Annotated in this window: 19 protein-coding genes; 11 read left to right on the top strand and 8 right to left on the bottom strand. The window is 74.4% G+C overall.

The window, feature by feature from the left end; genetic code table 11:
• The first annotated feature begins 41 nt into the window (after positions 1-41).
• The 4 genes from BJP25_RS35955 (at position 42) to pip (ending at position 5078) form a co-directional block, all read left to right on the top strand.
• Positions 42-359, top strand: a complete 318-nt coding sequence (locus tag BJP25_RS35955) for a proprotein convertase P-domain-containing protein (RefSeq protein WP_233158351.1) — start codon at positions 42-44, stop codon at positions 357-359.
• Positions 360-558: 199 nt separating this feature from the next.
• Entirely contained in the window at positions 559-2358 is a 1800-nt protein-coding gene (locus BJP25_RS28655; protein ID WP_075978119.1) for an AMP-dependent synthetase/ligase, read from the top strand.
• A 99-nt stretch (positions 2359-2457) separates the two neighbouring features.
• Entirely contained in the window at positions 2458-4128 is a 1671-nt protein-coding gene (locus BJP25_RS28650; RefSeq protein WP_075978118.1) for a substrate-binding and VWA domain-containing protein, read from the top strand.
• Positions 4125-5078 (top strand): prolyl aminopeptidase, encoded by a 954-nt coding sequence (gene pip / locus BJP25_RS28645; RefSeq protein WP_233158317.1) that lies wholly within the window; start codon positions 4125-4127, stop codon positions 5076-5078. Before BJP25_RS28650 ends, pip begins: the two co-directional genes overlap by 4 nt.
• An 841-nt stretch (positions 5079-5919) precedes the next feature.
• Here pip and BJP25_RS28640 read toward each other — a convergent pair.
• The 3 genes from BJP25_RS28640 to mihF form a co-directional block, all read right to left on the bottom strand.
• Positions 5920-6711: a PucR family transcriptional regulator gene (locus tag BJP25_RS28640; RefSeq protein WP_075978117.1), complete on the bottom strand. Its 792-nt coding sequence runs from the start codon at positions 6709-6711 to the stop codon at positions 5920-5922.
• A 140-nt stretch (positions 6712-6851) separates the two neighbouring features.
• Entirely contained in the window at positions 6852-7982 is a 1131-nt protein-coding gene (locus BJP25_RS28635) for an isochorismate synthase (RefSeq protein ID WP_075978502.1), read from the bottom strand.
• A 114-nt stretch (positions 7983-8096) separates the two neighbouring features.
• The gene (mihF, locus tag BJP25_RS28630) at positions 8097-8408 is read right to left on the bottom strand and encodes an integration host factor, actinobacterial type (protein ID WP_084794655.1); all 312 of its coding nucleotides are present in this window, start codon (positions 8406-8408) and stop codon (positions 8097-8099) included.
• Positions 8409-8822: 414 nt separating this feature from the next.
• On the opposite strand from mihF, the gene BJP25_RS28625 reads away from it, so the two are divergent.
• The 3 genes from BJP25_RS28625 to BJP25_RS28615 all read left to right on the top strand — a co-directional run bounded on the left by BJP25_RS28625 (position 8823) and on the right by BJP25_RS28615 (position 12486).
• Positions 8823-10463 carry a long-chain fatty acid--CoA ligase gene (locus tag BJP25_RS28625; RefSeq protein ID WP_075978115.1) on the top strand — a complete coding sequence of 547 codons (1641 nt, stop codon included), beginning with the start codon at positions 8823-8825 and terminating at the stop codon, positions 10461-10463.
• A 152-nt stretch (positions 10464-10615) separates the two neighbouring features.
• Positions 10616-11185, top strand: coding sequence for a PadR family transcriptional regulator (locus BJP25_RS28620; RefSeq protein WP_075978114.1), 570 nt, complete (start codon positions 10616-10618; stop codon positions 11183-11185).
• Positions 11186-11238: 53 nt separating this feature from the next.
• Positions 11239-12486: a C39 family peptidase gene (locus tag BJP25_RS28615; RefSeq protein ID WP_075978113.1), complete on the top strand. Its 1248-nt coding sequence runs from the start codon at positions 11239-11241 to the stop codon at positions 12484-12486.
• On the opposite strand, the gene BJP25_RS36490 is transcribed toward BJP25_RS28615, so the two are convergent.
• Together BJP25_RS36490 and BJP25_RS28605 are read right to left on the bottom strand one after the other, a co-directional pair.
• Entirely contained in the window at positions 12476-13573 is a 1098-nt protein-coding gene (locus tag BJP25_RS36490; protein WP_332888647.1) for a gamma-glutamylcyclotransferase family protein, read from the bottom strand. The genes BJP25_RS28615 and BJP25_RS36490 overlap by 11 nt on opposite strands.
• 47 nt (positions 13574-13620) lie before the next feature.
• A complete protein-coding gene (locus BJP25_RS28605) occupies positions 13621-14025 on the bottom strand; it encodes a winged helix-turn-helix transcriptional regulator (RefSeq protein ID WP_075978111.1) in 405 nt (134 codons plus the stop codon).
• 102 nt (positions 14026-14127) lie between these two features.
• On the opposite strand from BJP25_RS28605, the gene BJP25_RS28600 reads away from it, so the two are divergent.
• Together BJP25_RS28600 and BJP25_RS28595 are read left to right on the top strand one after the other, a co-directional pair.
• Entirely contained in the window at positions 14128-14943 is an 816-nt protein-coding gene (locus BJP25_RS28600) for an SDR family oxidoreductase (protein ID WP_075978110.1), read from the top strand.
• Positions 14944-15045: 102 nt separating this feature from the next.
• Positions 15046-15447, top strand: a complete 402-nt coding sequence (locus tag BJP25_RS28595) for a hypothetical protein (RefSeq protein ID WP_075978109.1) — start codon at positions 15046-15048, stop codon at positions 15445-15447.
• Here BJP25_RS28595 and BJP25_RS28590 read toward each other — a convergent pair.
• Positions 15401-17077, bottom strand: coding sequence for an FAD-binding oxidoreductase (locus tag BJP25_RS28590; RefSeq protein WP_408607223.1), 1677 nt, complete (start codon positions 17075-17077; stop codon positions 15401-15403). The genes BJP25_RS28595 and BJP25_RS28590 overlap by 47 nt on opposite strands.
• A gap of 17 nt (positions 17078-17094) precedes the next feature.
• Here BJP25_RS28590 and BJP25_RS28585 point away from each other — a divergent pair, with 17 nt between their 5' ends.
• Both BJP25_RS28585 and BJP25_RS28580 read left to right on the top strand, forming a co-directional pair.
• Complete coding sequence (locus BJP25_RS28585; RefSeq protein WP_075978108.1) at positions 17095-17712, top strand: TetR/AcrR family transcriptional regulator; 618 nt, start codon at positions 17095-17097, stop codon at positions 17710-17712.
• Between the two features lie 10 nt (positions 17713-17722).
• Positions 17723-19246, top strand: coding sequence for a glycerol-3-phosphate dehydrogenase/oxidase (locus BJP25_RS28580; RefSeq protein ID WP_075978107.1), 1524 nt, complete (start codon positions 17723-17725; stop codon positions 19244-19246).
• Positions 19247-19618: 372 nt separating this feature from the next.
• Here BJP25_RS28580 and BJP25_RS28575 read toward each other — a convergent pair whose 3' ends face one another.
• Both BJP25_RS28575 and BJP25_RS28570 read right to left on the bottom strand, forming a co-directional pair.
• A complete protein-coding gene (locus tag BJP25_RS28575; RefSeq protein WP_075978106.1) occupies positions 19619-21283 on the bottom strand; it encodes a transglycosylase SLT domain-containing protein in 1665 nt (554 codons plus the stop codon).
• Between the two features lie 7 nt (positions 21284-21290).
• The gene (locus BJP25_RS28570; RefSeq protein ID WP_075978105.1) at positions 21291-21590 is read right to left on the bottom strand and encodes a type VII secretion target; all 300 of its coding nucleotides are present in this window, start codon (positions 21588-21590) and stop codon (positions 21291-21293) included.
• Positions 21591-21595: the final 5 nt, after the last annotated feature.

The following is a 21595-nucleotide window of genomic DNA, read 5'->3' as shown; positions in this document are numbered from 1 at the left end:
CCACCCCGCCCACCGGGACGGTCTTCTCCAGCTCCGGCACGGTGACCATCCCCGACCTGGGCACCGCCAGCGCGAACGTGGTCGTCTCCGGCATCTCCGGCAACGCCCCCAGCGCCCTGTCGGTCTCGGTCGACATCCGCCACACCTACCGCGGCGACCTGGTCGTGGACCTGGTGGCGCCGAACGGCACCGCGTTCCGGCTGAAGAACTCCAGCTCCAGCGACTCGGCCGACAACGTGATCGCCACCTACACCGTCAACGCCTCGGCGGTGGCGGCCAACGGCACCTGGAAGCTGCGCGCCCAGGACGTCTACAGCGGTGACACCGGTTACATCGCGAGCGCGAAGCTGACCTTCTAGGACGGTCCGCTCCGAATCAGTTCAGACCAGCGCAGCGCGGGGCCCCGGCCCGGTGGTGGAGCCCACCGGTCGGGGCCCCGCGGCGCGCAGTTGTCACGCCATGAGAACGGAAGGGCCGCGTACTCTGGCTGAACGGAGTAGTAACAGGCAAGATACGGACGAAGTTACCCACGCGTAGCACGTCCGGAGGAGAAGGCCCATGCGCGAGTTCGCCGTGCCCGCCGTCGCGAAGCGAGAAGAGGCTGGCGGCCTCGCCGACCTGGTGTTCACCAACGCCGGGACCGACCCGGCCAACGTGCAGTTCCGGCGCAAGGTCGGGGAGCGCTGGGAGGACGTCACCGCCGCCCGCTTCGCCGACGAGGTCACCGGCGTCGCCCGCGGCCTGATCGCCGCCGGGGTGGGCGCGGGCGACCGGGTGGGCATCCTGGCCGCCACCCGCTACGAGTGGACGCTGCTCGACTTCGCCATCTGGGCCGCGGGCGCGGTGCCGGTGCCGATCTACGTGACCTCCTCCGCCGAGCAGATCCGCTGGATCCTGTCGGACTCCGGCGCGGTCGCCGTGGTGGTGGAGACCGAGGAGCACGAGAAGCGCGTCGCCGCCGTGCAGAACGACCTGCCCGACCTCAGCAGCGTGTGGCGGCTGGACGCGGACGCGGTGGCCGAGCTGGTCCGGGCGGGCGAGGCGGTGGACGCCGCCGAGGTCGACGCCCGGCGCACCGCGGTCAAGGGCGGCGACGTCGCCACGATCATCTACACCTCCGGCACCACCGGCCAGCCCAAGGGCGTGGCGCTGACCCACGACAACTTCTTCGCCGAGGTCGGCTACGGCACCGACGTGCTGGGCAAGCTGTTCAAGGGCACCGACATCCCCGAGGACGCCTCGACGCTGCTGTTCCTGCCCATCGCGCACGTCTTCGGCCGGATGGTGCAGGTGGGCTGCGTGTACTCGCAGGCCACCATGGGCCACGCCCCGGACGTGAAGAACCTGCTGCCCGACCTGGCCGCGTTCCAGCCCACGTTCATCCTCTCGGTGCCCTACGTGCTGGAGAAGGTCTACAACGGCGCGCGGCAGAAGGCGCACGCCGAGGGCAAGGGCAAGATCTTCGACGCCGCGGTGGCCACCGCGATCGCCTTCAGCGAGGCCGACGGCAAGGCGGGCCTGGGGCTCAAGGTCAAGCACGCGCTGTTCGACAAGCTCGTCTACGGCAAGCTGCGCGCGGCGCTGGGCGGCAAGGCCCAGTACGCGATCTCCGGCGGCGCCGCGCTGGGCATGCGGCTCACGCACTTCTTCCGCGGCGTCGGGGTCAAGGTGCTGGAGGGCTACGGCCTGACCGAGACCACCGCCGCCGCCACGGTGAACCACCCCGACCGCATCAAGCCCGGCACGGTGGGCCAGCCGCTGCCCGGCACCGCGGTGCGCATCTCCGAGGACGGCGAGGTGCTGCTCAAGGGCGGCCAGGTCTTCCACGGCTACTGGCGCAACGAGCAGGCCACCGCCGACGCGCTCGACGCCGACGGCTGGTTCGCCACCGGCGACCTCGGCTCGCTCGACGCCGACGGCTTCCTCAAGATCACCGGGCGGAAGAAGGAGATCCTGGTGACCTCCGGCGGCAAGAACGTCGCCCCGGCGGTCATCGAGGACCGGATCGCCTCGCACCCGCTGGTGGCGCAGGCCATGGTGGTCGGCGACGGGCAGAAGTACATCGCCGCGCTCATCACCATCGACCCGGAGTTCTTCGCGCACTGGAAGAAGGGCGCGGGCAAGGACGCGGGCGCGAGCGTGGCCGACCTGGTGGACGACCCGGACCTCATCGCCGAGGTGCAGCAGGCCGTCGACGAGGGCAACCTGGCGGTGTCGAAGGCCGAGTCGGTGCGCCGGTTCCGCATCCTGGCCACCGAGTTCTCCCCGGAGACCGGGCACCTGACCCCGTCGCTCAAGCTCAAGCGCAACGTGATCATGAAGGACTTCGGCGCCGAGGTCGACGCGCTGTACTCCTGACCCGGCCGCGGGTGACGCACGACGCCTGGACCTCCCTGGCAGCCCGTCGCCTGCCCTAACCTGCGGGGCGGACCGGCGGATCCAGGGAGGTTCAGCGCGATGGGGCGTCACTCGTCCGGCCGCGGCGGCGCACGCCCCGCCGTGCTCGCGGTGGTGGGGGCGGTCGTGGTGGGGCTGCTGGCCTGGCTCGGCGTCGCCGTCGTCCCCGGCTGGTTCGGCCCCACCTGCGACCGCACCACCGAGCTGGCGGTGACCGCCGCGCCGGACATCGCCCCGCTGGTGGACGAGCTCGGCAAGCGGGCGGCCGCCGACCCGCAGGCCTGCTACCGCGTGGTGGTGACGGCCCAGGACTCGGTGGCCGTCGCGGAGTCGCTGGCGGTGTCGGCCAGCGGCACCCTGCCCGACGTGTGGATCCCCGAGTCGACCCTGTCGCTGGACCGGGCGCGGGCCAACGGCGGGTTCACCGGCCGGGTCAACGGCACCTCCCTCGCCTCGTCCCCGGTCGTGCTCGCCACCACCGACGACGTGGCCGGGGCGCTGGGCTGGCCGCAGCGCACCCCGACGTGGGCCGACCTGCTCGCCGTCCCGGCGGGCACCGCCCTGGGCGTGCCCGACCCGGCCCGCGACCCGGTGGGCACGTCCGCGCTGTTCGGCGTGCGGGCGGTGGCGGAGCGGGCCCCGGACCCCAGCGCCGCGCTCACCAGCACCCTGCGCCGGGTCGCCGCGGGCACCGCACCCCGGGCCGCGGACCTGTTCGACCGGCTGCCGGGCGGGTCGGCCGACCAGCCGCTGGGGGTCATCGCCGCCACCGAGCACGACGTGCTCAGGCACAACGCCCGCGAGGGGTCGACGAAGCTGGTCGCCGGGTACGCCGACCCCCCGGTGCCGTCGATGGACTACCCGTACACCGTCCTGCCCAGCACCCCGCAGGACAGGCGGGACGTGGCGCTGGCGTTCGCGGGCAGGCTGCTCGACGAGTCGTCGGTGCGGTTCCTCGGCGACGCCGGGTACCGGGCCGCCGACGGCTCGGTGCTGCGCGACCGCTCGCAGGACCAGCGGACCTCCAGCGCCCGGGTCGCGCGCACCACCACCCCCGACGACGACGCCGTGGCCGCCCTGCTGGAGCAGTGGGCGGGGGCGAACCGGTCCTCGCGCACGCAGGTGCTGCTGGACGTGTCCGGGTCGATGGCGCAGGCCGTGCCCGGCACCGGCAAGGACCGCATGGCGATCACGACCGAAGCCGCGTCGCTGGGCATGACCCTGTTCCAGCCGACCTCGGAGTACGGGATGTGGTTGTTCTCCACCAACCTCGACGGGGACAAGGACTACCGCGAGCTGCTGCCGATGGGCCCGGTGCGCGACCACCTGGCGGCAGGCGCGGCGGAGAGCGTCAAGGGCGTCAAGGCCGTGGCGGGCGGGGCCACCGGCCTCTACGACAGCGTGCTCGCCGCCTACCGGCTGTCGCGCGAGAACTGGGAAGCGGGGCGGATCAACGTGGTCATCGTGATGACCGACGGTCGCAACGAGGACGCGAACGGCATCAGCCGGGAAGGGCTCCTGGCGGAGTTGGCGGAGCTCCAGGACCCCAGGCGCCCGCTGCCGCTGGTGGGCGTGGGCATCGGGCCGGACGTCGACGAGGCCGAGCTGAGGTCGATCGCCGAGGCCACCGGCGGGAAGGCCTACACCACCCCCGACCCGACGAAGATCGCGGACATCTTCTACGCCGCCCTCGCCGCCGTGATGTGCCCGCCCGCGGGGTGCACGCCGTGACCGGGCCGCGCCGCGAACCCGTGCTGCCCGACGAGACCGGCATGCTCGACGTGGGCGACGGCAACCTCGTCTACTGGGAGACCTCCGGCGACCCGGACGGCCCCCCGCTCGTGTGGGTGCACGGTGGTCCGGGCATGGCCACGGGCATGCGCTGGCGCCGCAAGCTCTCCGCCCACGGCCACCGCGTCGTCATCTTCCACCAGCGCGGCTGCGGCCACTCCACCCCGTCCGCGGCCGACCCGGCGACGGACATGTCGGTGAACACCACCGCCCACCTCATCGCGGACATGGAGGAGCTGCGCGCCTTCCTGGGCATCCAGCAGTGGGTCGTGGTCGGCGGCTCCTGGGGCTCGACCCTCGCGCTGGCCTACGCGCAGGCGCACCCCGACCGGGTGCGGGCGATGGTCCTGCTGGCGGTGACCACCACCCGCCGCCGCGAGATCGACTGGCTCTACTCCGGACTGGCCCGCATCTTCCCCGAGGCGGCCGAGCGCTTCCGAGCGGCGGTCCCCGAAGCCACCCGGGATGACGAGGTGCTGGCCGCCTACGCGCGCCGCGTGTCCGATGTGGACCCGCAGGTCCGCCTGGCCGCGACCCGGGCCTGGTGCGCCTGGGAAGACGCCGTGCTGGCACACGAAGCCGGGCCGCCGTCGCCGTTCAGCGGCGAGGTGGGCGAGCAGGAGGTGGCGCTGGTCCGCATCTGCTCGCACTACTTCTCGCACGGGGCGTGGCTGCCCGAGGGAGTCCTGATCCGCGAAGCCGGGCGGCTGGCGGGCATCCCCGGCGTGCTGGTCCACGGCCGGATGGACCTCGCGGGCCCGCTGGAGACGGCCTGGGAACTGGCGAAGGCCTGGCCGGACGCGGAACTGGTCGTGCTGGAGGGATCCGGCCACCAGTCCACCGCCGCCTCGAACGCCGAACTGTCCAAGGCCCTGCTGCGATTCCGCTGACCCGCACGGGCGGTTCAGCACCCGCCCGGGGAGTGATCCGGTGGTAGTGTGCCGTGTCGGGACGAAGCGCTGGTAGGCCCAGGCCCGCTCGTCGGGATCGCACGCGATTCACTCGTCCGGGTTGTGGATAGCTGCCTTGAGGCTCTGATTTCTGTCGTACCTCCCGATTACGCTTGAGCAGAGGAAGAGCGCGGGGGCGGCGGCCGCACACCGAACACCAGGCCCCACCGAAGCCGGCCACCCCAACAGGCCCAGAACGACACCGCCGCAGTTGCCCGACCCGCGCCCGCAGCACAACGCACGGGCAGGCGCGCAGGGCGAGGCAACGCGGGTGACCACCTCCGCTGGCGACACGGGGTGGTGGACTTGCCCCGGGGCGCCCCGCGCAGCCGCGGGGACGGGGCCCGGGGAGGTGCCCGAATGCGGCGGCCCGGCCGCCGTCCCCGGCCGTCAGCAGGCCCCCGCAGCCCCTGGCCCTCCGCTGCGGCGGCCCTGGCCGTCGTCCCCGGCCATCACCCCGCCCCCACAAACCCTGGCCCTCCGCTGTGGCGGCCCCAGCCGCCGTCCCGCCATCAGCAGGCCGCCGCAGCCCCGCCCCTCCGCAGCCCCGCCCCTCCGCTGCGGCGGCCTGAGCCGTCGTCCCGCCGTCAGCGGGCCCCGCGGCCTTCGGCCCTCTGCTGCCGTCCTGGCGCGCGGCGATGCCCGGGGACCCGGACGGTGCCGGTGGCCGTGCGCCCCGGCTGCGGCGCGTCGTCGGGGTGGACGCCGGCGCCGATGGCTCGGGGCGCGGCGCTGTTCACCCGCGGCGGCGCCGGTGCGGGCGTCGTTCGCCTCGGCCTGATCAGGGGTCGAGGCGGGCGGACTCCAGGGCGAGGTACAGCTCGGCCACCGCGCGCGGGTCGTCGAGGTCGCGTTCGGTGAGCTCCTGGACGCGGCGCAGGCGGTAGCGGACGGTGTTGGGGTGCACGCCGAGCACGTCCGCGACGTCCTTGGCCTGGCCGCCGTGGTCGTACCAGAGGCGCAGGGTGCCGAGCAGGTCGTCGCGCTCGCCGTCGTCCAGCTCGGTGAGGGCGGACAGGACCTCGGCGGCGACCTCCTTGGCCAGCTTGGGGGCGCCTGCGACGAGGGTGCTGATCGGGTGTTCGCCGAAGACCGCGACGCCGGTGTCGCCGGGGGCCAGGCACCGGCGGGCGATGCGCGCGCGGCGCAGGGCGGCGGGCACCCGGGTGAGGCCGACGACGGGGCGGCTCATGCCGATGACCTGGCCGGTGCCCGCCAGGGCGGCGCGCAGGCCCTCGAAGTCGGAGACCTGCTCCACGGCCACGATGCCGATCTCGGCCTCGGGCAGGCTGCGCCAGACGATCACCCGGCCGCGGGCGGGGTCGACGGCGGTGACGCTGACCTCGGGCCGGGCCTCGTCGGTGGCGCCGTCGCCGTAGAGGACCACGAACAGCCCGTCCTCGGGCAGCTCCAGCACCCTGGCGGCGTCGTCGAGCTCCGAGCGGCGGCTGAACCGACCCTCCAGCAACCGGTCGACCAGCTCGCGGCGCACCTTCTCGTCCGAGGGCACGCCACCGAACTCCTGGTACACGGTCACGTCGGCCATCTCTGGGCCCGGGGCGAGGTCGACCACCGCCGGAGCGTATCCCCTGCGGGCGCCGCGTCCCAGGGTCCGCGCGGTGCTTGTCGCGGGGTGAGGGGTCCGGGCCGGGGGTCCAGCACCCCGGCGCACCCCCGCAACCGGCCGAGCCGTGGCCGGTGCCCGCGGGCGGTTCAGCCGAGCGGGGGGAGGCCCAGGCCGCGCAGGAGGGTGGCGAACTTGGCCGAGGTCTCGGCCAGCTCCGCGTCCGGGTCGGAGTCGGGCATGATGCCCGCTCCGGCGTAGAGGGTCATCTCGGTGCCCGCGAGGCGGGCGCAGCGGATGGCCACGACCCAGGTGCCGTCGCCGGAGTGGTCGGTCCAGCCGACGGCGCCGCCGTAGAAGCCGCGGTCGAAGGGCTCCAGCCGGGCGATGGCGCGGCGGGCGTCGGTGGTGGGGGTGCCGCAGACGGCGGGGGTGGGGTGCAGGGCGGAGGCCAGGCGCAGGGCGGAGACCGAGGGGTCGGCCAGTTCGCCGGTGATGCGGGTGGACAGGTGCCACACGGTCGGGGTGGCGACGAGCGAGGGGCCCGCGGGGACCCGCAGGTCGGAGCAGAAGGGGGCGAGGGTGTCGGCCACCGCCTCGACGACCACGCGGTGCTCGGCCAGGTCCTTGGCGGAGGCGGCGAGGGCGGCGGCGCGCTCGCGGTCCTCGGCGGGGGTGCTGCCGCGCGGGGCGGACCCGGCGAGCGGGTTGGACACCACCCGCGGGCCGCGGCGGGAGACCAGCAGCTCGGGTGAGGCGCCGAAGAGGGTGGCGCCGCCGGGCAGCGGGGTGGCGAAGGTGTGCGCGTGGGGGGTGGCCGCGGCCAGGCCCGGCAGCAGGGCGGCGAGGTCGGGGGCGGTGTCGAAGGCCACGCGCAGCGCCCTGGCCAGCACCACCTTGCGCAGCGGGCCGCCCGCGCGCAGTTCGGCCACCGCGGCGGCGACCGCCGCCGCGTAGTCGGGGGCCGCCGGGTCGGGTGACACCCTTGTGGGGGTCAGCCGGGGGGGCGAACCTGGTGTGAGCTGCGCCGCGCCGCCCGTTTTGACCGATTCTGGGACCACCAGGTGGGACGGGGCGCCCACGTCGAAGGGCAGGGCGCCGACCGCGAGCGGCGCGCCGGTGTCGGCGAGGGCCTTGGCCACGGCGTCGGCGGGGTCGGTTCGGCCCGTCTCGGCCACCCGGGCGCGCTCACCCTCAGCGACCAGCAGCGATGTCGGACCGGCCAGCGCGAACGCCCCCGGCCGGTAGTTGAGCACCCCGTCGTCGACCACGACACCCATCATGCGCCCGGTGCGGGCACCGCGGCCGGGCCACCCGGGGTGGGGTGGGCCACGACGCGCCGGGGGCGGGCGGCCGGTCGGCCGCCCGCCCCCGGCGGAAGTCCTCGCGAGCGGTCAGCCGAGCGCCTCGATGAGCGCGGCGCGCTGGCGGTCACCCAGGCCCGCCGCGCGGCGGTCGGGGTCGATCCCGGCCTGCTCCAGCAGGGCGGCGACCTTCACCGCGCCCAGGCCGGGGACGGCCTTGAGCAGGGCGGAGACCTTGGTCTTGCCGATGGTCTTGTCGTCCTTGGCCTTGCCGAGCACCGACGCGACGGTCTGCTCGCCGGACTTGATCGACGCCAGCAGCTCCGAACGCGCCTTGCGCGCCTCGGCGGCCTTGGCCAGCGCCTCGGCGCGCTGCTCGGGAGTCAACGTGGGCAGAGCCAACGTGGTTGTCCTTTCCTTCTTCACCCGCCGCGGCTGGCGGCGGGCCTGCGATCACGAGGCGTCGCGACTACCGACAGTCACCGGGGCGGGGAGCACTGCCCACCCCGGACACACCGCGCGACCCGGCCGCCCGACGCCTTTCACCAGTAAACGACACCTCGGGGGCGAACATACCCCCGACACGCGCAAACCTCCTGGGGAGGGCGGGCGGCACGCGGGGCGCACGCTGAGTGACAGCATGATCGTTTGGCGACCGTCCGGGTTCCGGAAAGCGACATCGTGGACAAGCGCCCGTGCGTCCGGGAGTGTTGCGCACGCCACTTCCGGACTATCGTTCTTACCGCGAGTAGGTTTTGTCGGGGCCCGCTGACCACCGACGGCCGCGGCCGTGATCCCCAGGGAGCTTGATCAACGATGTTGAGCACCATGCAGGACGGGAACCTGTCCATCGGCGCGCTGCTGCGGCACGGGGCGACCGTGCACGGTGGCACGCAGGTCCACACCTGGACCGGCGCGGGCAGCCGGGTGACCACCTTCGCCGAGATCGGCGAGCAGGCCGCGCGGCTGGCCAACGCGCTGCGCTCCCTCGGGGTCACCGGCGACGAGCGGGTCGCGACCTTCATGTGGAACAACGCCGAGCACCAGACCGCCTACCTGGCGGTGCCCGCGATGGGCGCGGTGCTGCACACCCTGAACCTGCGCCTGTTCCCCGAGCAGCTGACCTACATCGCCAACCACGCCGAGGACCGCGTGGTCATCGTCGACGCCACGGTGGCCCCGCTGCTGGCCAAGCAGCTGCCCACGTTCACCACCGTCGAGCACGTGGTCGTGGCCAACGGCCCGGCCGAGGCGCTGACCGCCCCGGAGGGCGTGCAGGTGCACTCCTGGGACGAGCTGCTGGCCGCCCAGCCCGCCGAGTTCGAGTGGCCGGACGTGGACGAGCGCAGCGCGGCGGCCATGTGCTACACCTCCGGCACCACGGGCAACCCCAAGGGCGTCGTCTACTCGCACCGGTCGATCTGGTTGCACTCGATGCAGGTCTGCATGGCCGACGGCATGGGCCTGTCCCCCACCGACCGCTCGCTGGTGATCGTGCCGCAGTTCCACGCGATGTCCTGGGGCATGCCGTACGCGGCGTTCATGTCCGGCGCGTCGCTGGTGATGCCGGACCGGTTCCTGCAGCCCGAGCCGCTGGTGGCGATGATCGAGCAGCTGCGCCCCACCCACTCCGCCGCGGTGCCGACGATCTGGCAGGGCGTGCTCCAGTACCTCGACGCGCACCCGGACTCCGACCTCAGCTCGCTGCGCGAGGTCGTGGTGGGCGGCTCGGCGTGCCCGCCCGCGATGATGCACGCCTTCCAGGAGAAGTTCGGCATCCACATCGTGCACGCGTGGGGCATGACCGAGACCTCGCCGCTGGGCACGGTGTGCCGCCCGCCCGCGGGCCTGGCCGAGGACGAGGAGTGGCGCTACCGCTACACCCAGGGCCGCCTGCCCGCCTCGGTGAGCGCCCGGCTGGTCGGCGACCAGGGCCAGGAGCTGCCGTGGGACGGCGCCTCGGTGGGCGAGCTGGAGGTGCGCGGGCCGTGGATCGCCGCGTCCTACTACCGGCTCGACGAGGACGGCGAGGGCAGCGAGAAGTTCCACGACGGCTGGCTGCGCACCGGTGACGTGGGCACGCTGACCCACGACGGCTTCCTCACCCTGACCGACCGGTCCAAGGACATCATCAAGTCCGGCGGCGAGTGGATCTCCTCGGTGGACCTGGAGAACGCGGTGATGGGCCACCCGGCGGTGGCCGAGGCGGCGGTGATCGGCGTGCCGGACCCGAAGTGGGACGAGCGGCCGCTGGTGGCCGTGGTGCTCAAGGAGGGCGCCGCGGCCGGGCCGGAGGAGCTGCGCGAGTTCCTGACCGACAAGGTCGCCAAGTGGCAGCTGCCGGAGAACTGGGCGTTCGTGCCGGAGGTGCCCAAGACCAGCGTCGGCAAGTTCGACAAGAAGGTCCTGCGCGCCCAGCACGCCGACGGCCGGTTGGACGTGACCCGGCTGGGCTGAGGCCCGGCCCGACCGCGCGGGTGCCCGCCGGGCGCCCGCGCGGTCGGCCGTCCGGCGGCGGGCGCTGGGCCGGACGCGGGCGCGTCCTGCGCCACCGCGGCTAGCCTGGGCTGGGTAGAGTCGCCGGCGGGCGGGACGAGCAACCTGGGGAGGTGGCCGAGCTGGCGAACCGGTCCGGTGGGCGCGCGCGCAAGCTCAACGCCACCTCGTACGTGGTCCTGGGCATGCTCAGCGCGGGCCCGGCCACCAGCTACGACCTCAAGCAGCGGGTCGGCTACACCATCGGCAACTTCTGGGCCTTCGCGCACTCGCAGCTCTACGACGAGCCGAGCAGGCTGGTCGAGGACGGGCTGGTCGAGGCGAGCACCGAGGAGGGCGGCAGGCGCAGGCGCACCTACTCGATCACCGAGGCGGGCCGCGCGGCGCTGGGCGACTGGCTCTCGGCGCCGACCCACGACCAGACCGAGGTGCGCGACCTGGGGCTGCTCAAGCTGTTCTTCGCCGGGGAGGGCGACCCGGCGGTGCTGGCCGGTCTGGCCCGCGACCGGCACTCCTCGCACAAGGCCCGCGCCGACGCCTACGTGGCGCAGTACGCGCAGGTCTCCGGGGTGGCGACGCCCTGGCAGCTCAAGTCGCTGGAGCTGGGCATCCGGTTCGAGCGCTGCGTGGAGGAGTTCTGGTCGGACTTCCTCGCCGAGCTGGAGGCAGACGGCCGGGCCTGACCCGCGGGTGACACCCATTTACACACCGCCGCGGTGCCGCGAAAATCTCCCGCATGAGACCCATGCGCCTGCTCACCGCGGGGGTGGTCGCGCTGGCCGCCACCACGTCCGCCGCCCTGCCCGCGACCGCGACCGGGGGTGCGGCCGACCCCGCTCCGGTGGACTACCACCAGTGGACCCTGCCCCGCGACGCGGGCGCGGGGCGCGCGGAGGGCCTGCTGCCGGGCCAGCGCGGGCTGCGGATCGGGCGACCGGCCGGTGCCGTGGAGCACACCGAGCCCGGTCTGGGGACCACCCGCCGCTACGAGTTCGGCAGCTGGACCTCCCCGGTGTACCGGCCGGGCTTCGACGCCACGCAGCTGGTGGCGTCGTGGAACGCCGACACCCCGGCGGGCACGTGGTTGCAGGTGCAGGTCAAGGGCGAGGGGGCCACCTGGTTCACCCTGGGCCGCTGGGCGTCGGGCGACCAGGACATCACCCGGACCAGCGTGCCCGACCAGTCCGACGACACCGGCTACGTCGACGTGGACACGTTCGTCGCGGCGTCCGGGCACCCGCTGCGCGCCTACCAGCTCAAGGTGACGCTGTACCGGCTCGCGGGCACCCGGGCCACCCCGGTCGTGCGCACCCTCGGGGCGATGACCTCGGCGGTCCCGGCGCGCTTCGAGGTCCCGGCGTCGCGGCCGTCGCTGCCGCGCGGGGTGGAGCTGCCGGTGCCCGCCTACTCCCAGAACGTCCACGTCGGCGAGTACCCGCAGTACGGCGGTGGCGGTGAGGCGTGGTGCAGCCCCACCTCGACGCAGATGGTCATCGAGTACTGGGGCGAGCGGCCCTCGCCCGAGGCGCTGTCCTGGGTGGACCCCACCTACGCCGACCCGTCGGTGGACCACGCGGCGCGGGGCACCTACGACGCGGACTACGACGGCACGGGCAACTGGCCGTTCAACACCGCCTACGCCGCCACCTACGGGCTCAAGGCGCACGTGACCCGGTTGCGGTCGCTGAACGAGCTGGAGTCCTACATCGCCCGGGGCATCCCGGTGGTCACCTCGCAGTCGTTCGAGAAGCAGGAGCTCGACGGCGCCGGGTACGGCACGGCCGGGCACCTGATGGTGGTCATCGGCTTCACCCCGGCGGGCGACGTCATCGCCAACGACCCGGCCTCGCCCGGCAACGCCGCCGTGCGCCACGTGTACAAGCGGGCGCAGTTCGAGACGATCTGGCTGCGCACCAAGCGGCACACCAGTTCCGGCGGCACCGCGTCCGGCTCGGGCGGTGTGGCCTACATCATCACCCGCTGAGGCCCGGCGGCGTGCTGGCCGGGCCCGAGCCCAGCTCCCCCACGGGCCAGGGCCCGGCGAGCACGCGCATGCCGTCCACCGGGTCGGTCCACAGGTACGTCCAGGCGAGGGCCCCGTCCACCACCACGCGCACACGGGTGTACTCGGGGCCCTCGTAGTCGTCGAGCGCGGCGAAGTCCACCCGGGACGCCAGCGGGACGCGCCAGCCGTCGATGCCGGGGCCGTCGTCGAGGCGGATCGCCGGGTAGCCGTGGCCGGTGTCGTAGAGGGTGCCGGGCAGGTGCGCGCGGGTCGGCTCGCCCGCCGACCAGGGGCGCAGCAGCGGCCAGGCGCGGCCACCGGGTTGCAGGGTGCCGTAGACGAACAGGCTGCGGGGGAAGGAGTCCGGGTCCGGGGCGCCCTCGACGACCGTGGTGCGCAGCCCGTCGCCCGCGGCGGGGACGCCGACGAGCCCGACCGCCTCGGCCTGGGGGACCTCGGCGCAGCGCACGGGCGCGCCGCGCACCAGCAGCGGGCGGCGGATCTCGGCGGCGCCGACGTAGGCCAGCACGTCGTCGAGCCGGGTGCCGTCGTCGAGCTGGGTGGTGGTGCCGGTGTGCACGCGGGCGAGGGCGTAGCGGTGGCCCCGGCCCTCGCACACGTCCAGGACCGCGATCTGCTCGGGGGTCAGCATCAGCACGGCGTGGTCCTCGCTGCCGCCCGCGGCGGCCAGCACCGCCGGGCGCTGGTCGTCGACCACCCGGAACCCGGCCGCCCACACCGCGGCGAGCCCGGTGCAGCGCACCCGCAGGACGACGACGGGACCGGGCAGGCCCAGGGCCTCGCGCAGCCAGGTCAGCTTGGCGGGGCAGGGGTTCGAGCCGTAGGACAGCACCGGCAGGCGGCCCGCCATCGGGGCGCCGCCGTGCGCGGTGAGCCACGCGTCGAGGTCCGCGCCGCCCGCCAGCCACCCGGACGGGGAGGTCGTGACGCGCACGCCCGCGCCGTCGACGTGGGCGTAGGAGTAGGGCGGGCGCGCGCCCGGGTACGGGACCGCGGGGAACTCCGCGTCCCGGAAGTCCCACGGCACCGCTCGCGCCTGTTCCACGGCCAGCCCCCTCGTGCCCGACCCGCCACGACGACCGGAGGACGCGCCTAGCGGGCGGCCTTGCGCTCGTCGTAGGCCTGCTGGGCGGCCTGCACGTCCGGCGCCGCGCGCTCGATCATCGTGTACAGGGTGGTGATCGTCTCCGCGAACGGCCTGCCCAGGTCGGTGAGCGAGTAGTCGACGTGCGGCGGGATCACCGGGCGCACCTCGCGCAGCACCATCCCGTCGCGTTCGAGGGCTTGCAGGGTCTGGGCGAGCATCTTCTCGCTCACCCCGCCCACGGCCGCCCGGATCTCCCCGAACCGGTGCGTGCCGCGCAGCAGCACCCCGAGGACGAGCACGCCCCACCGGCTCACGATGTGCTCCATCACCGCCCGCCCGGGGCAGTTGGGGTCGAACAGGTTGAACCGCTCGGGGGTGACCTCGGCCACAGCGGCGGGCGCTGACCTCATTTCTTCCCTCCGGGTAAGTATGGGAGCTTGAGGTAGGTACTTACTCAAGGAGAGTAACACTCCTACGGTGAGGGAACACCAGTCGAAAGGGAGTCCTCCACCATGAAGTACCTGGTCACCGGCGCCACCGGCCACTTCGGCGCCCTCGCCGTCCGCCACCTGCTGACCCGGGTGCCCGCGGCCGACGTCGTCGTCTCGGTCCGCGACCCGCGCAAGGCCGCCGACCTCGCCGCGCAGGGCGTCGAGGTCCGCCGGGGCGACTTCACCGACCCCGCCTCGCTGGACTTCTCCGGCGTCGACAAGCTGCTGCTGGTGTCCTCCGACGGCCCGAACCGGGTGGCCGACCACCGCGCCGCCATCGACGCGGCGGTGCGGGCGGGCGTGCGGCACATCGCCTACACCAGCGTCACCGACGCCGACTCGTCCCCGGTGAACCTGGCCGCCGACCACAAGGCCACCGAGGAGGCCCTGCGCGCCTCCGGCGTGGCGCACACGTTCCTCCGCAACGGTATGTACCATGAAAACTACACTCCGTCACTGGCCCAGGGTGCGGTCGTCACCGCCGCAGGCACCGGTCGCATCGCCTCCGCGAGCCGGTCCGACCTGGCCGAGGCCGCCGCGGTCGTGCTCACCGGCGAGGGGCACGAGGGCAAGGCCTACGAGCTGACCGGCCCCCGCGCGTGGGGGTTCGACGAGCTGGCCGCGCTCGCGGGCCTGCGGCACACCGCCGTCACCGCCGCCGAGCGCAAGGCGGGCCTGGTCGGCTTCGGCCTGCCCGAGCCGCTGGCCGACCTGCTGACCGACATCGAGGTCAACATCGGCGCGGGCGTGTTCGAGCGGGTGCGCCCCGACCTGGCCGAGCTGCTGGGCCGCGCGGCCACCCCGGTCGAGGACGCCGCCAAGGCCGCGCTGGGCTGACCGGGCGCCGGGGCGGCCCGCCCGCCCCCGACCCGCCGCGGGCCCCGGTCGGCGGCGCTGCGGACCCTGGGCAAAGGCCCTGCCGTGGTGGACCCTTCTGGCATGAGCGACGAGCAGCCACCCGCGCAGGCGACCCCGGAGCCCGGCCCCGACCCGCTGGCCGCGATCACGCTCACCCCGCGGCGGTTCGCGGGGGTGCTGGTGGTGGCCGCGCTGCTGCTCGGGCTCGTCCTGCTGCTCGTGCCCGTGCACGTCGCGGGCACCGACCCCGCGGGCGGCCCGGTCACCTGCGGCAACGCCGTCGGCGGGGTGGAGACGGCGTGGGTGGACGAGGACCTGGGCAGGCCGGACAAGCTGACCCTGGTGTCCTACCTGGGCACCTGCGAGGAGGCGCTGAGCGACCGGGGCACCACCACGATGGTGCTGCTCACCGCGGGTGTCGTCGGCGGGCTCGCGCTCACCGTGGTGCGGTGGGGTCCTCGGGGAGCAGCTTCCCGGGGTTGAGCACGCCCTCGGGGTCCAGCTCCCGCTTCACCGCGCGCAGCACGTCCACGCCGAGCTGCCCGATCTCGGCCGCCAGGTGCGGGGCGTGGTCGACGCCGACGGCGTGGTGGTGGGTGATCGTGCCCAGCCCGCGGATCGCCGCCGAGGCGGCCTCCTTGGCCCGCGTCCACTGCCCCACCGGGTCCTCGGGGTCGCGCGGCACGAGCACGGTGAAGTACAGCGAGGCGCCGGTCTCGTAGGTGTGCGAGACGTGGCAGGCCACGACCGGCCTGCGGCCCGCGGTGGTCAGCTCGGCGGTCAGCGCCCGCGCCACCGCGGCCCGCAGCTCGCTGAGCTTGGACCAGTGCGCGGCGGTCTCCAGCGTCTCGACGCACACGCCCTGGTCCATCAGGGCGTCGCGCTGGCGCGGTCCGGCGAACCGGCCGTGCCGCCACGCCTCCCCCACCGGCCTGCCCAGCGCCACGGCGCCGCGCAGGGACGCCCTGGTGGCCTTGCGCTTGGCCCGCAGCTGCGCGGCGGTCCGCGCCTCCCAGCCGACGATCAGCAGGCAGGGCTCGCGCACCCCGCGGGCGGCGAGGTACCCGCGCACGGCCCGGGTCTTCCAGCCACCCTTGAGCTCGAACCCGACCTCGGTCTCCTGCGGGTCCGACAGCCGGGTGACCGCGCCGCGCACGCCGTCGTGGGTCAGCGCCCGCACGGCGTCGACCCCCGCCGCCCAGCCGTCGAGGACGAACCCCTCGTAGCGGGTGAGCACCGGCTTGGGGCGCACCCGCAGGGTCAGCTCGGTGATCACGCCGAAGGCGCCCTCGCTGCCGATGACCAGGTGCTTGAGGTCCGGGCCCGCCGCGCTGGCCGGGGCGACGCCGAGCCGCCAGTCGCCGCGCGGGGTGGCCAGCCGCACCCCCGCCACCATGTCCTCGAACCGGCCGTAGCCCGCCGAGGCCTGCCCGGAGGAGCGGGTGGCCGCGAAGCCGCCGAGGGTGGCCCGCTCGTAGGACTGCGGGAAGTGGCCCAGGGTGAACCCATGCCTGCCCAGCAGCTCCTCGGCGCGCGGCGCGGTGACCCCGGCCTGCAGGACGGCCAGCCGGGAGACCGGGTCGACCGAGACGAGCCGGTCGAGCCGGTCGAGGTCGAGCACGACCACCGAGTCGAACCGCCCGCGCAGCGCGGCGACCCCGCCGACGACCGAGGTGCCGCCGCCGAAGGGCACCACGCCGACGCCGCGCTCGGCGCACGCGGCCAGGACGCGACCGACCTCACCCGGGTCCGCCGGGCGCACCACCGCGTCGGGGACGAGCAGGTCGCCGGCACCGCGGCGGCGCAGCAGGTCCACGTAGGACAGCCCGCCGGAGCGGCCCAACCGGTCGTCGGCCTCGACCAGGACGTGCTCCACCCCGACAATGGTCCCCAGCTCCGCCCGCACCGACGCGGGCAGCGCCGACGGCGGCACCGGCGCCACCGCGCCCGGCGCGGCCGGTGTGCCCGCCGGGGTCCACCCGGTGCGCGCGGCGAGCCAGCGCCCCGCGTGCGCGGGCAGCGCGGCGGCCGCGTCCCCGGCCCGCGCCCACCCGCTCCGGGCGAGGCGGTCCAGCTGGTCCGGCCGGTCGGGGTGGTTCCTCTCAGCGCTCACGGGATAGAGTGTGACACATGACGGATAAACGTCACAGCAACACGGTCTCCAGGGGCACCGCGCCCACCCGGGTGGAGGACGACGTGCTGCTGGACGCGGCCCGCGACTGCGTCCTGGCCAACGGGGTGCGCCGCACCACGCTGACCGACGTCGCCCGCCGGGCCGAGGTCAGCCGGATGACCCTCTACCGCCGCTTCCCGGACGTGCGCGGGCTGCTGGCGACCCTGATGACCAGGGAGTTCGGCCAGGCCCTCGCGCGCACCCAGACCGAGGTCGCGCACCGCCCCGCCGCCCGCGACCGGCTCGTCACCGGGGCCGTGGCGGGGGTGCGCGCGATCGCCGCCGACCCGCTCATGCGCACCATCCTCGACCGCGACGGCGACCTGGTGCTGCCCTACGTCGTCACCCGGCTGGGCAGCACCCAGCAGATCGCCGAGGAGTTCCTGCTGGCCCACATCACCGCGGGCCACGCCGACGGCACCGTCCGCCGGGCCGAGCCGCGGGCGCAGGCCAGGGCGCTGCTGCTGGTGGTGCAGTCGTTCGTGCTGTCCCACGCCCCCGCCACCGCCGACCTCGACGCCGAGGCCCTCTACGCCGAGCTGGCGCACCTGCTCGACGCCGCCCTGTCCCCCTGAGGAGCACCCCGTGTCCGACCGCCCCACCGCCCTCAACGCCCGGCGCCGCGCCCGCGACCTGGCGGCCGCCGCCGACGGGGTGGCGGACGTGGTGGTCGTCGGCGGCGGGGTCACCGGGGCGGGGGTGGCGCTGGACGCGGCCGCGCGCGGGCTGTCGGTGGTGCTGCTGGAGGCGCACGACCTGGCCTTCGGCACCTCGCGCTGGTCGAGCAAGCTCGTCCACGGCGGCCTGCGCTACCTGGCCAAGGGCGACGTCGGGCTGGCCAGGGAGAGCGCGGTGGAGCGCGGCGTCCTGATGACCCGCACCGCCCCGCACCTGACCAGGGCCCTGCCGCAGCTGGTGCCGCTCACGCCCGGGGTGTCGAGCCGGGACGCCGCACTGACGATGGCCGGGCTCGTCGCGGGCGACGGCCTGCGCCGCTCCGCCCGCACCCCGTCGTCGCTGCTCCCCCGGCCCCGCCGGGTGTCCGCGCAGGAGGCGCTGGCGCTGGCCCCGGGCCTGCGCCGCGACCTGCGCGGCGGGCTGCTGTCGTTCGACGGCCAGCTCGTCGACGACGCGCGGCTGGTGGTGGCGCTCGCCCGCACCGCGGCGGGCCTGGGCGCGCGGGTCATCACCCGGGCGCGCGTGCTCGAAGCGCGGCGCGACGGCGTGTCGGCCGAGGACGCGCTCACCGGGGAGCGCTTCGACGTGCGGGCGCGGGTGGTGGTCAACGCGGCCGGGGTGTGGGCCGGGTCCCTGGTGCCGGAGGTGGTGCTGCGGCCCTCGCGCGGCACGCACCTGGTGCTCGACGGCACCCGGCTGGGGATCACCGGCACCGCGCTGGCCGTGCCGATCTCCTTCGGCCGCTACGGGCTCGTGCTGCCGCAGCCGGGCGGGCGCGTGTACGTGGGGCTCACCGACGAACCGGTGGACGGGCCGGTGCCGGACGTGCCCGAGGTCCCGGAGTCCGATGTGGACTTCCTGCTCGGGGTCGCGTCCTCGGCGCTGGCCGCGCCGGTGCGGCGGGCGGACGTGCTGGGCGCGTTCGCCGGGCTGCGCCCGCTGCTCGACGCCCCCGGGCGCAGCGCCGACCTGTCCCGGCACCACGCCGTCGTGGTGTCGTCGGAGGGGGTGGTGACCGTCGTCGGGGGGAAGCTGACGACGTACCGGCGGATGGCGGCCGACGCGGTGGACGTGGCGGTGGTGCGCGGCGGGTTGGCCTGCGGGCCTTCGGTTTCCGCCGATCTCCCGCTGGTGGGGGCGGCGTCGCGGGAGGAGCTGGCGCGGGTGGACGCGCCCGCGGGATTGGTGGGGCGGTACGGGGTCGAGGCCGGGGTGGTCGCGGCGATGGGAGAGGTCGACGCGGAGTTGGGGGAGGTGCTGTGGGGGGACGTGACCGCGGGGGAAGTGGTGTGGGGGGTGCGCAACGAGGGGGTGTTGACGGTGGAGGACGTGGTGGAGCGGCGGAGCCGGGTGGGGTTGGTGCGGGCGGAGGGGGACGCTGTTCGGGGGGTTGTGGAGGGGTTGGTGGAGCGCGCTCTCGCTGGGTTGTGAGCGTGTGGTCGGGCATGGAGCTGCTGCGCAGCTAAGAAGAGAACGCGGATTGCTTTGCTGGCTCGATGGGGTGGTCCTGCTTGGTCGGGGCCCCTGCGGCGATCATGTGCTGTCGGGCGGGAAAAGGCGGGCTGAGAAGATGCCCGCCCGTCCGCTGTGGGTAGCACATGATCGCCTTCCCCGACCAAGCAGGACCACCCCATCGAGCAGTCCTTGCAGGGCGCGTTGCGTTGGGTGGGTGGGCGCGCTGCCTCAAGGACAGGGCAGGCGAGATGAGGGGTGGGTGAGGTGGGGGTGGTTTGTAGGTGGGACAGGAAGAGGGCCGCTCCCGGGGGGAGCGGCCCTCTCTGTGTGGTGCTGTGGTGGTGCGGGTCAGGCCTGGATGGTCATGGGGCCGGTGCCGGAGGTGCCGCCGTTGAGGGCGTTGAGGGCGTCCATGATGGAGCCCCACTCCTGGACGAGGTGCTTGATGCCCGCCAGCATGTTGTCGACGGGTTCCCAGATGTTCTGGTAGCCGGGGACCTGGTGCTGCTGGAACTGCTGGTCGGTCACGCCCATGATGCCCTTGGGGGCCTGGCCGTCGGCGGCGCCGGGGGCCGACATGTCGATGGCGTGCGGGTTGCCGCCGGACTGGCGGTCGACGATCTGGGCGATGAGGCCGGGATCGATCTTGGAGGGGTCGACGCCGTGGGCGACGAGGATCTCCACGGCGCTGCCGATCCAGCGGGCCCGGTCGACCATTGAGGCGGGGGCGCCCGGGGTGGGGGGCGGGCCGGAGGTGCCGTAGTTGGGCGGGGTGACCTGGCCGGGGGTCGGCGGGAGGGTGCCCGGGGTCGAGCCGCCCGGGGTGTACGGGGTGGGCTGCTGGATGGGCTGGTAGCCGCCGTAGCTGGGGGTGTTGCCGCCGTAGTTGCCGTAGGTGGGGGGCTGCTGGTAGCTGCCCTGGCCCGCCGGGGGCTGGTAGCCGGTGTAGCTGGGGGTGGTGCCCTGGCCGTAGTTGGCGGGGTTGGTGTAGCCGCCCGAGGGCTGCTGGTAGCCGCCGTAGCCGGGGGTGGGGCGCTGGCCGTAGTTGGCCGAGTTCGACTGGCCCTGGGGCAGCGGCTGGTAGCCGCCGTAGCCGGGCACCTGCTGCTGGCCGTAGTTGGCCTGGTTGGTCTGGCCGTTGTTGCTGTACTGGGTGTTGGCCGCCTGGTCGAGCTGGCCGGGGTTGACCTGCGGGGCCTGGGTGGTCTGCGCCGGGGCGGTGCCCGCGGCCTTGCCGCCGATGGTCTCCAGCAGCTGCTTGACCGCCTTGGCCAGCTGGACGACCTTCTGCACCGCCTGGATGATCTTCTGCAGCGAGGAGACGAACTTCTGCACCTTCGAGGCGATCTTCTGCGCGGTCTGCACCGCGGTGGCCACCGAGCGGGCGATGCCCTCGGCGATCGAGGCGCCGAAGCTCAGCCAGGCCTTCGCCAGGGCCTCGATGATGATCTGGATGACCTTCTGCACGCACTTGTTGATGAAGTCCAGCACCGCGTTGCGGACCTCGGCCAGCAGCTGGCCCGCCTGCTTGACCGTCTCGCCGATGGCCTTGCTGACCTGGGCCAGCGCGTCGAGGCCCTGGGCCTGGGTGGCGGCGGCCTTGCGGTAGCCGTCGGCCGCGGCGCCCACCCAGCTCGTCGTCTCCTTGACCGCGGCCTGGCGGAACGACTCGGCGGTCTGGGTCAGCTGGGAGCCGGTTTTGGTCCAGCCGCCCGCGCTGCCCAGGATCGAGTTGACGTCGCCGAACAGCGCCTCGAACGGCTTGCGCAGGAACGAGATGTGGCTGATGATCCAGCCGAACCCGGCCGAGCCCGCCGCCTGCAGCGGGTCGCCCATGATGCCGATGACGTCCATCGCCACGTTCGTCGCGCCCAGGCCCGCTTCCAGCCAGTCGCCGCGCTCGATGGAGGACTTCACGCTGGTGATGTCGTTGGTGAGGTTCTGCGCGCCCTGCTCGGCGGTGCGCGCGCCGGACGCCGTCGTCGTGGAGGTCGTCGTGCCGGTGGTCGTCATGCCCGCCTCACAGCTTCCCGGCGAACGTGCCCGCGTTCGCCGCGTCGATGTCGGAGTAGGTCTTGGCGACCGCCTCCAGCCCCTTGCGCACGTCGTCCACCGACGTCGCGACCTTGACGATCCCCTGCACCACGTCGCCGCAGGCGCCGATGACGGCCTGGGCGAAGAACTGCCCGATCACCCCGAAGGCGTCCCCGTTGACCGCCTGGGCGGAACTGGTCACGGCCTGCACCTGGTGGGAGATGTTCGCCACGGTCCGCGCGTGGCTCACCAACTCCGGCACGTTGACGTTGAAACCTTGGCCCATCGGAT

The organism is Actinokineospora bangkokensis (assembly GCF_001940455.1).
In the GTDB taxonomy this organism is placed as follows: domain Bacteria; phylum Actinomycetota; class Actinomycetes; order Mycobacteriales; family Pseudonocardiaceae; genus Actinokineospora; species Actinokineospora bangkokensis.
This window is presented reverse-complemented; position numbering and strand designations above follow the sequence as displayed.

Bases quoted from the DNA above. Each gene is read 5' to 3' on its own strand.
- BJP25_RS28655 (WP_075978119.1), top strand. From the start codon at position 559: ATGCGCGAGTTCGCCGTGCCCGCCGTCGCGAAGCGAGAAGAGGCTGGC.
- BJP25_RS28650 (WP_075978118.1), top strand. From the start codon at position 2,458: ATGGGGCGTCACTCGTCCGGCCGCGGCGGCGCACGCCCCGCCGTGCTC.
- BJP25_RS28635 (WP_075978502.1), bottom strand. From the start codon at position 7,982: ATGGGTGTCGTGGTCGACGACGGGGTGCTCAACTACCGGCCGGGGGCG.
- BJP25_RS28625 (WP_075978115.1), top strand. From the start codon at position 8,823: ATGTTGAGCACCATGCAGGACGGGAACCTGTCCATCGGCGCGCTGCTG.
- BJP25_RS28615 (WP_075978113.1), top strand. From the start codon at position 11,239: ATGAGACCCATGCGCCTGCTCACCGCGGGGGTGGTCGCGCTGGCCGCC.
- BJP25_RS28605 (WP_075978111.1), bottom strand. From the start codon at position 14,025: ATGAGGTCAGCGCCCGCCGCTGTGGCCGAGGTCACCCCCGAGCGGTTC.
- BJP25_RS28600 (WP_075978110.1), top strand. From the start codon at position 14,128: ATGAAGTACCTGGTCACCGGCGCCACCGGCCACTTCGGCGCCCTCGCC.
- BJP25_RS28595 (WP_075978109.1), top strand. From the start codon at position 15,046: ATGAGCGACGAGCAGCCACCCGCGCAGGCGACCCCGGAGCCCGGCCCC.
- BJP25_RS28585 (WP_075978108.1), top strand. From the start codon at position 17,095: ATGACGGATAAACGTCACAGCAACACGGTCTCCAGGGGCACCGCGCCC.
- BJP25_RS28575 (WP_075978106.1), bottom strand. From the start codon at position 21,283: ATGACGACCACCGGCACGACGACCTCCACGACGACGGCGTCCGGCGCG.
- BJP25_RS28570 (WP_075978105.1), bottom strand. From the start codon at position 21,590: ATGGGCCAAGGTTTCAACGTCAACGTGCCGGAGTTGGTGAGCCACGCG.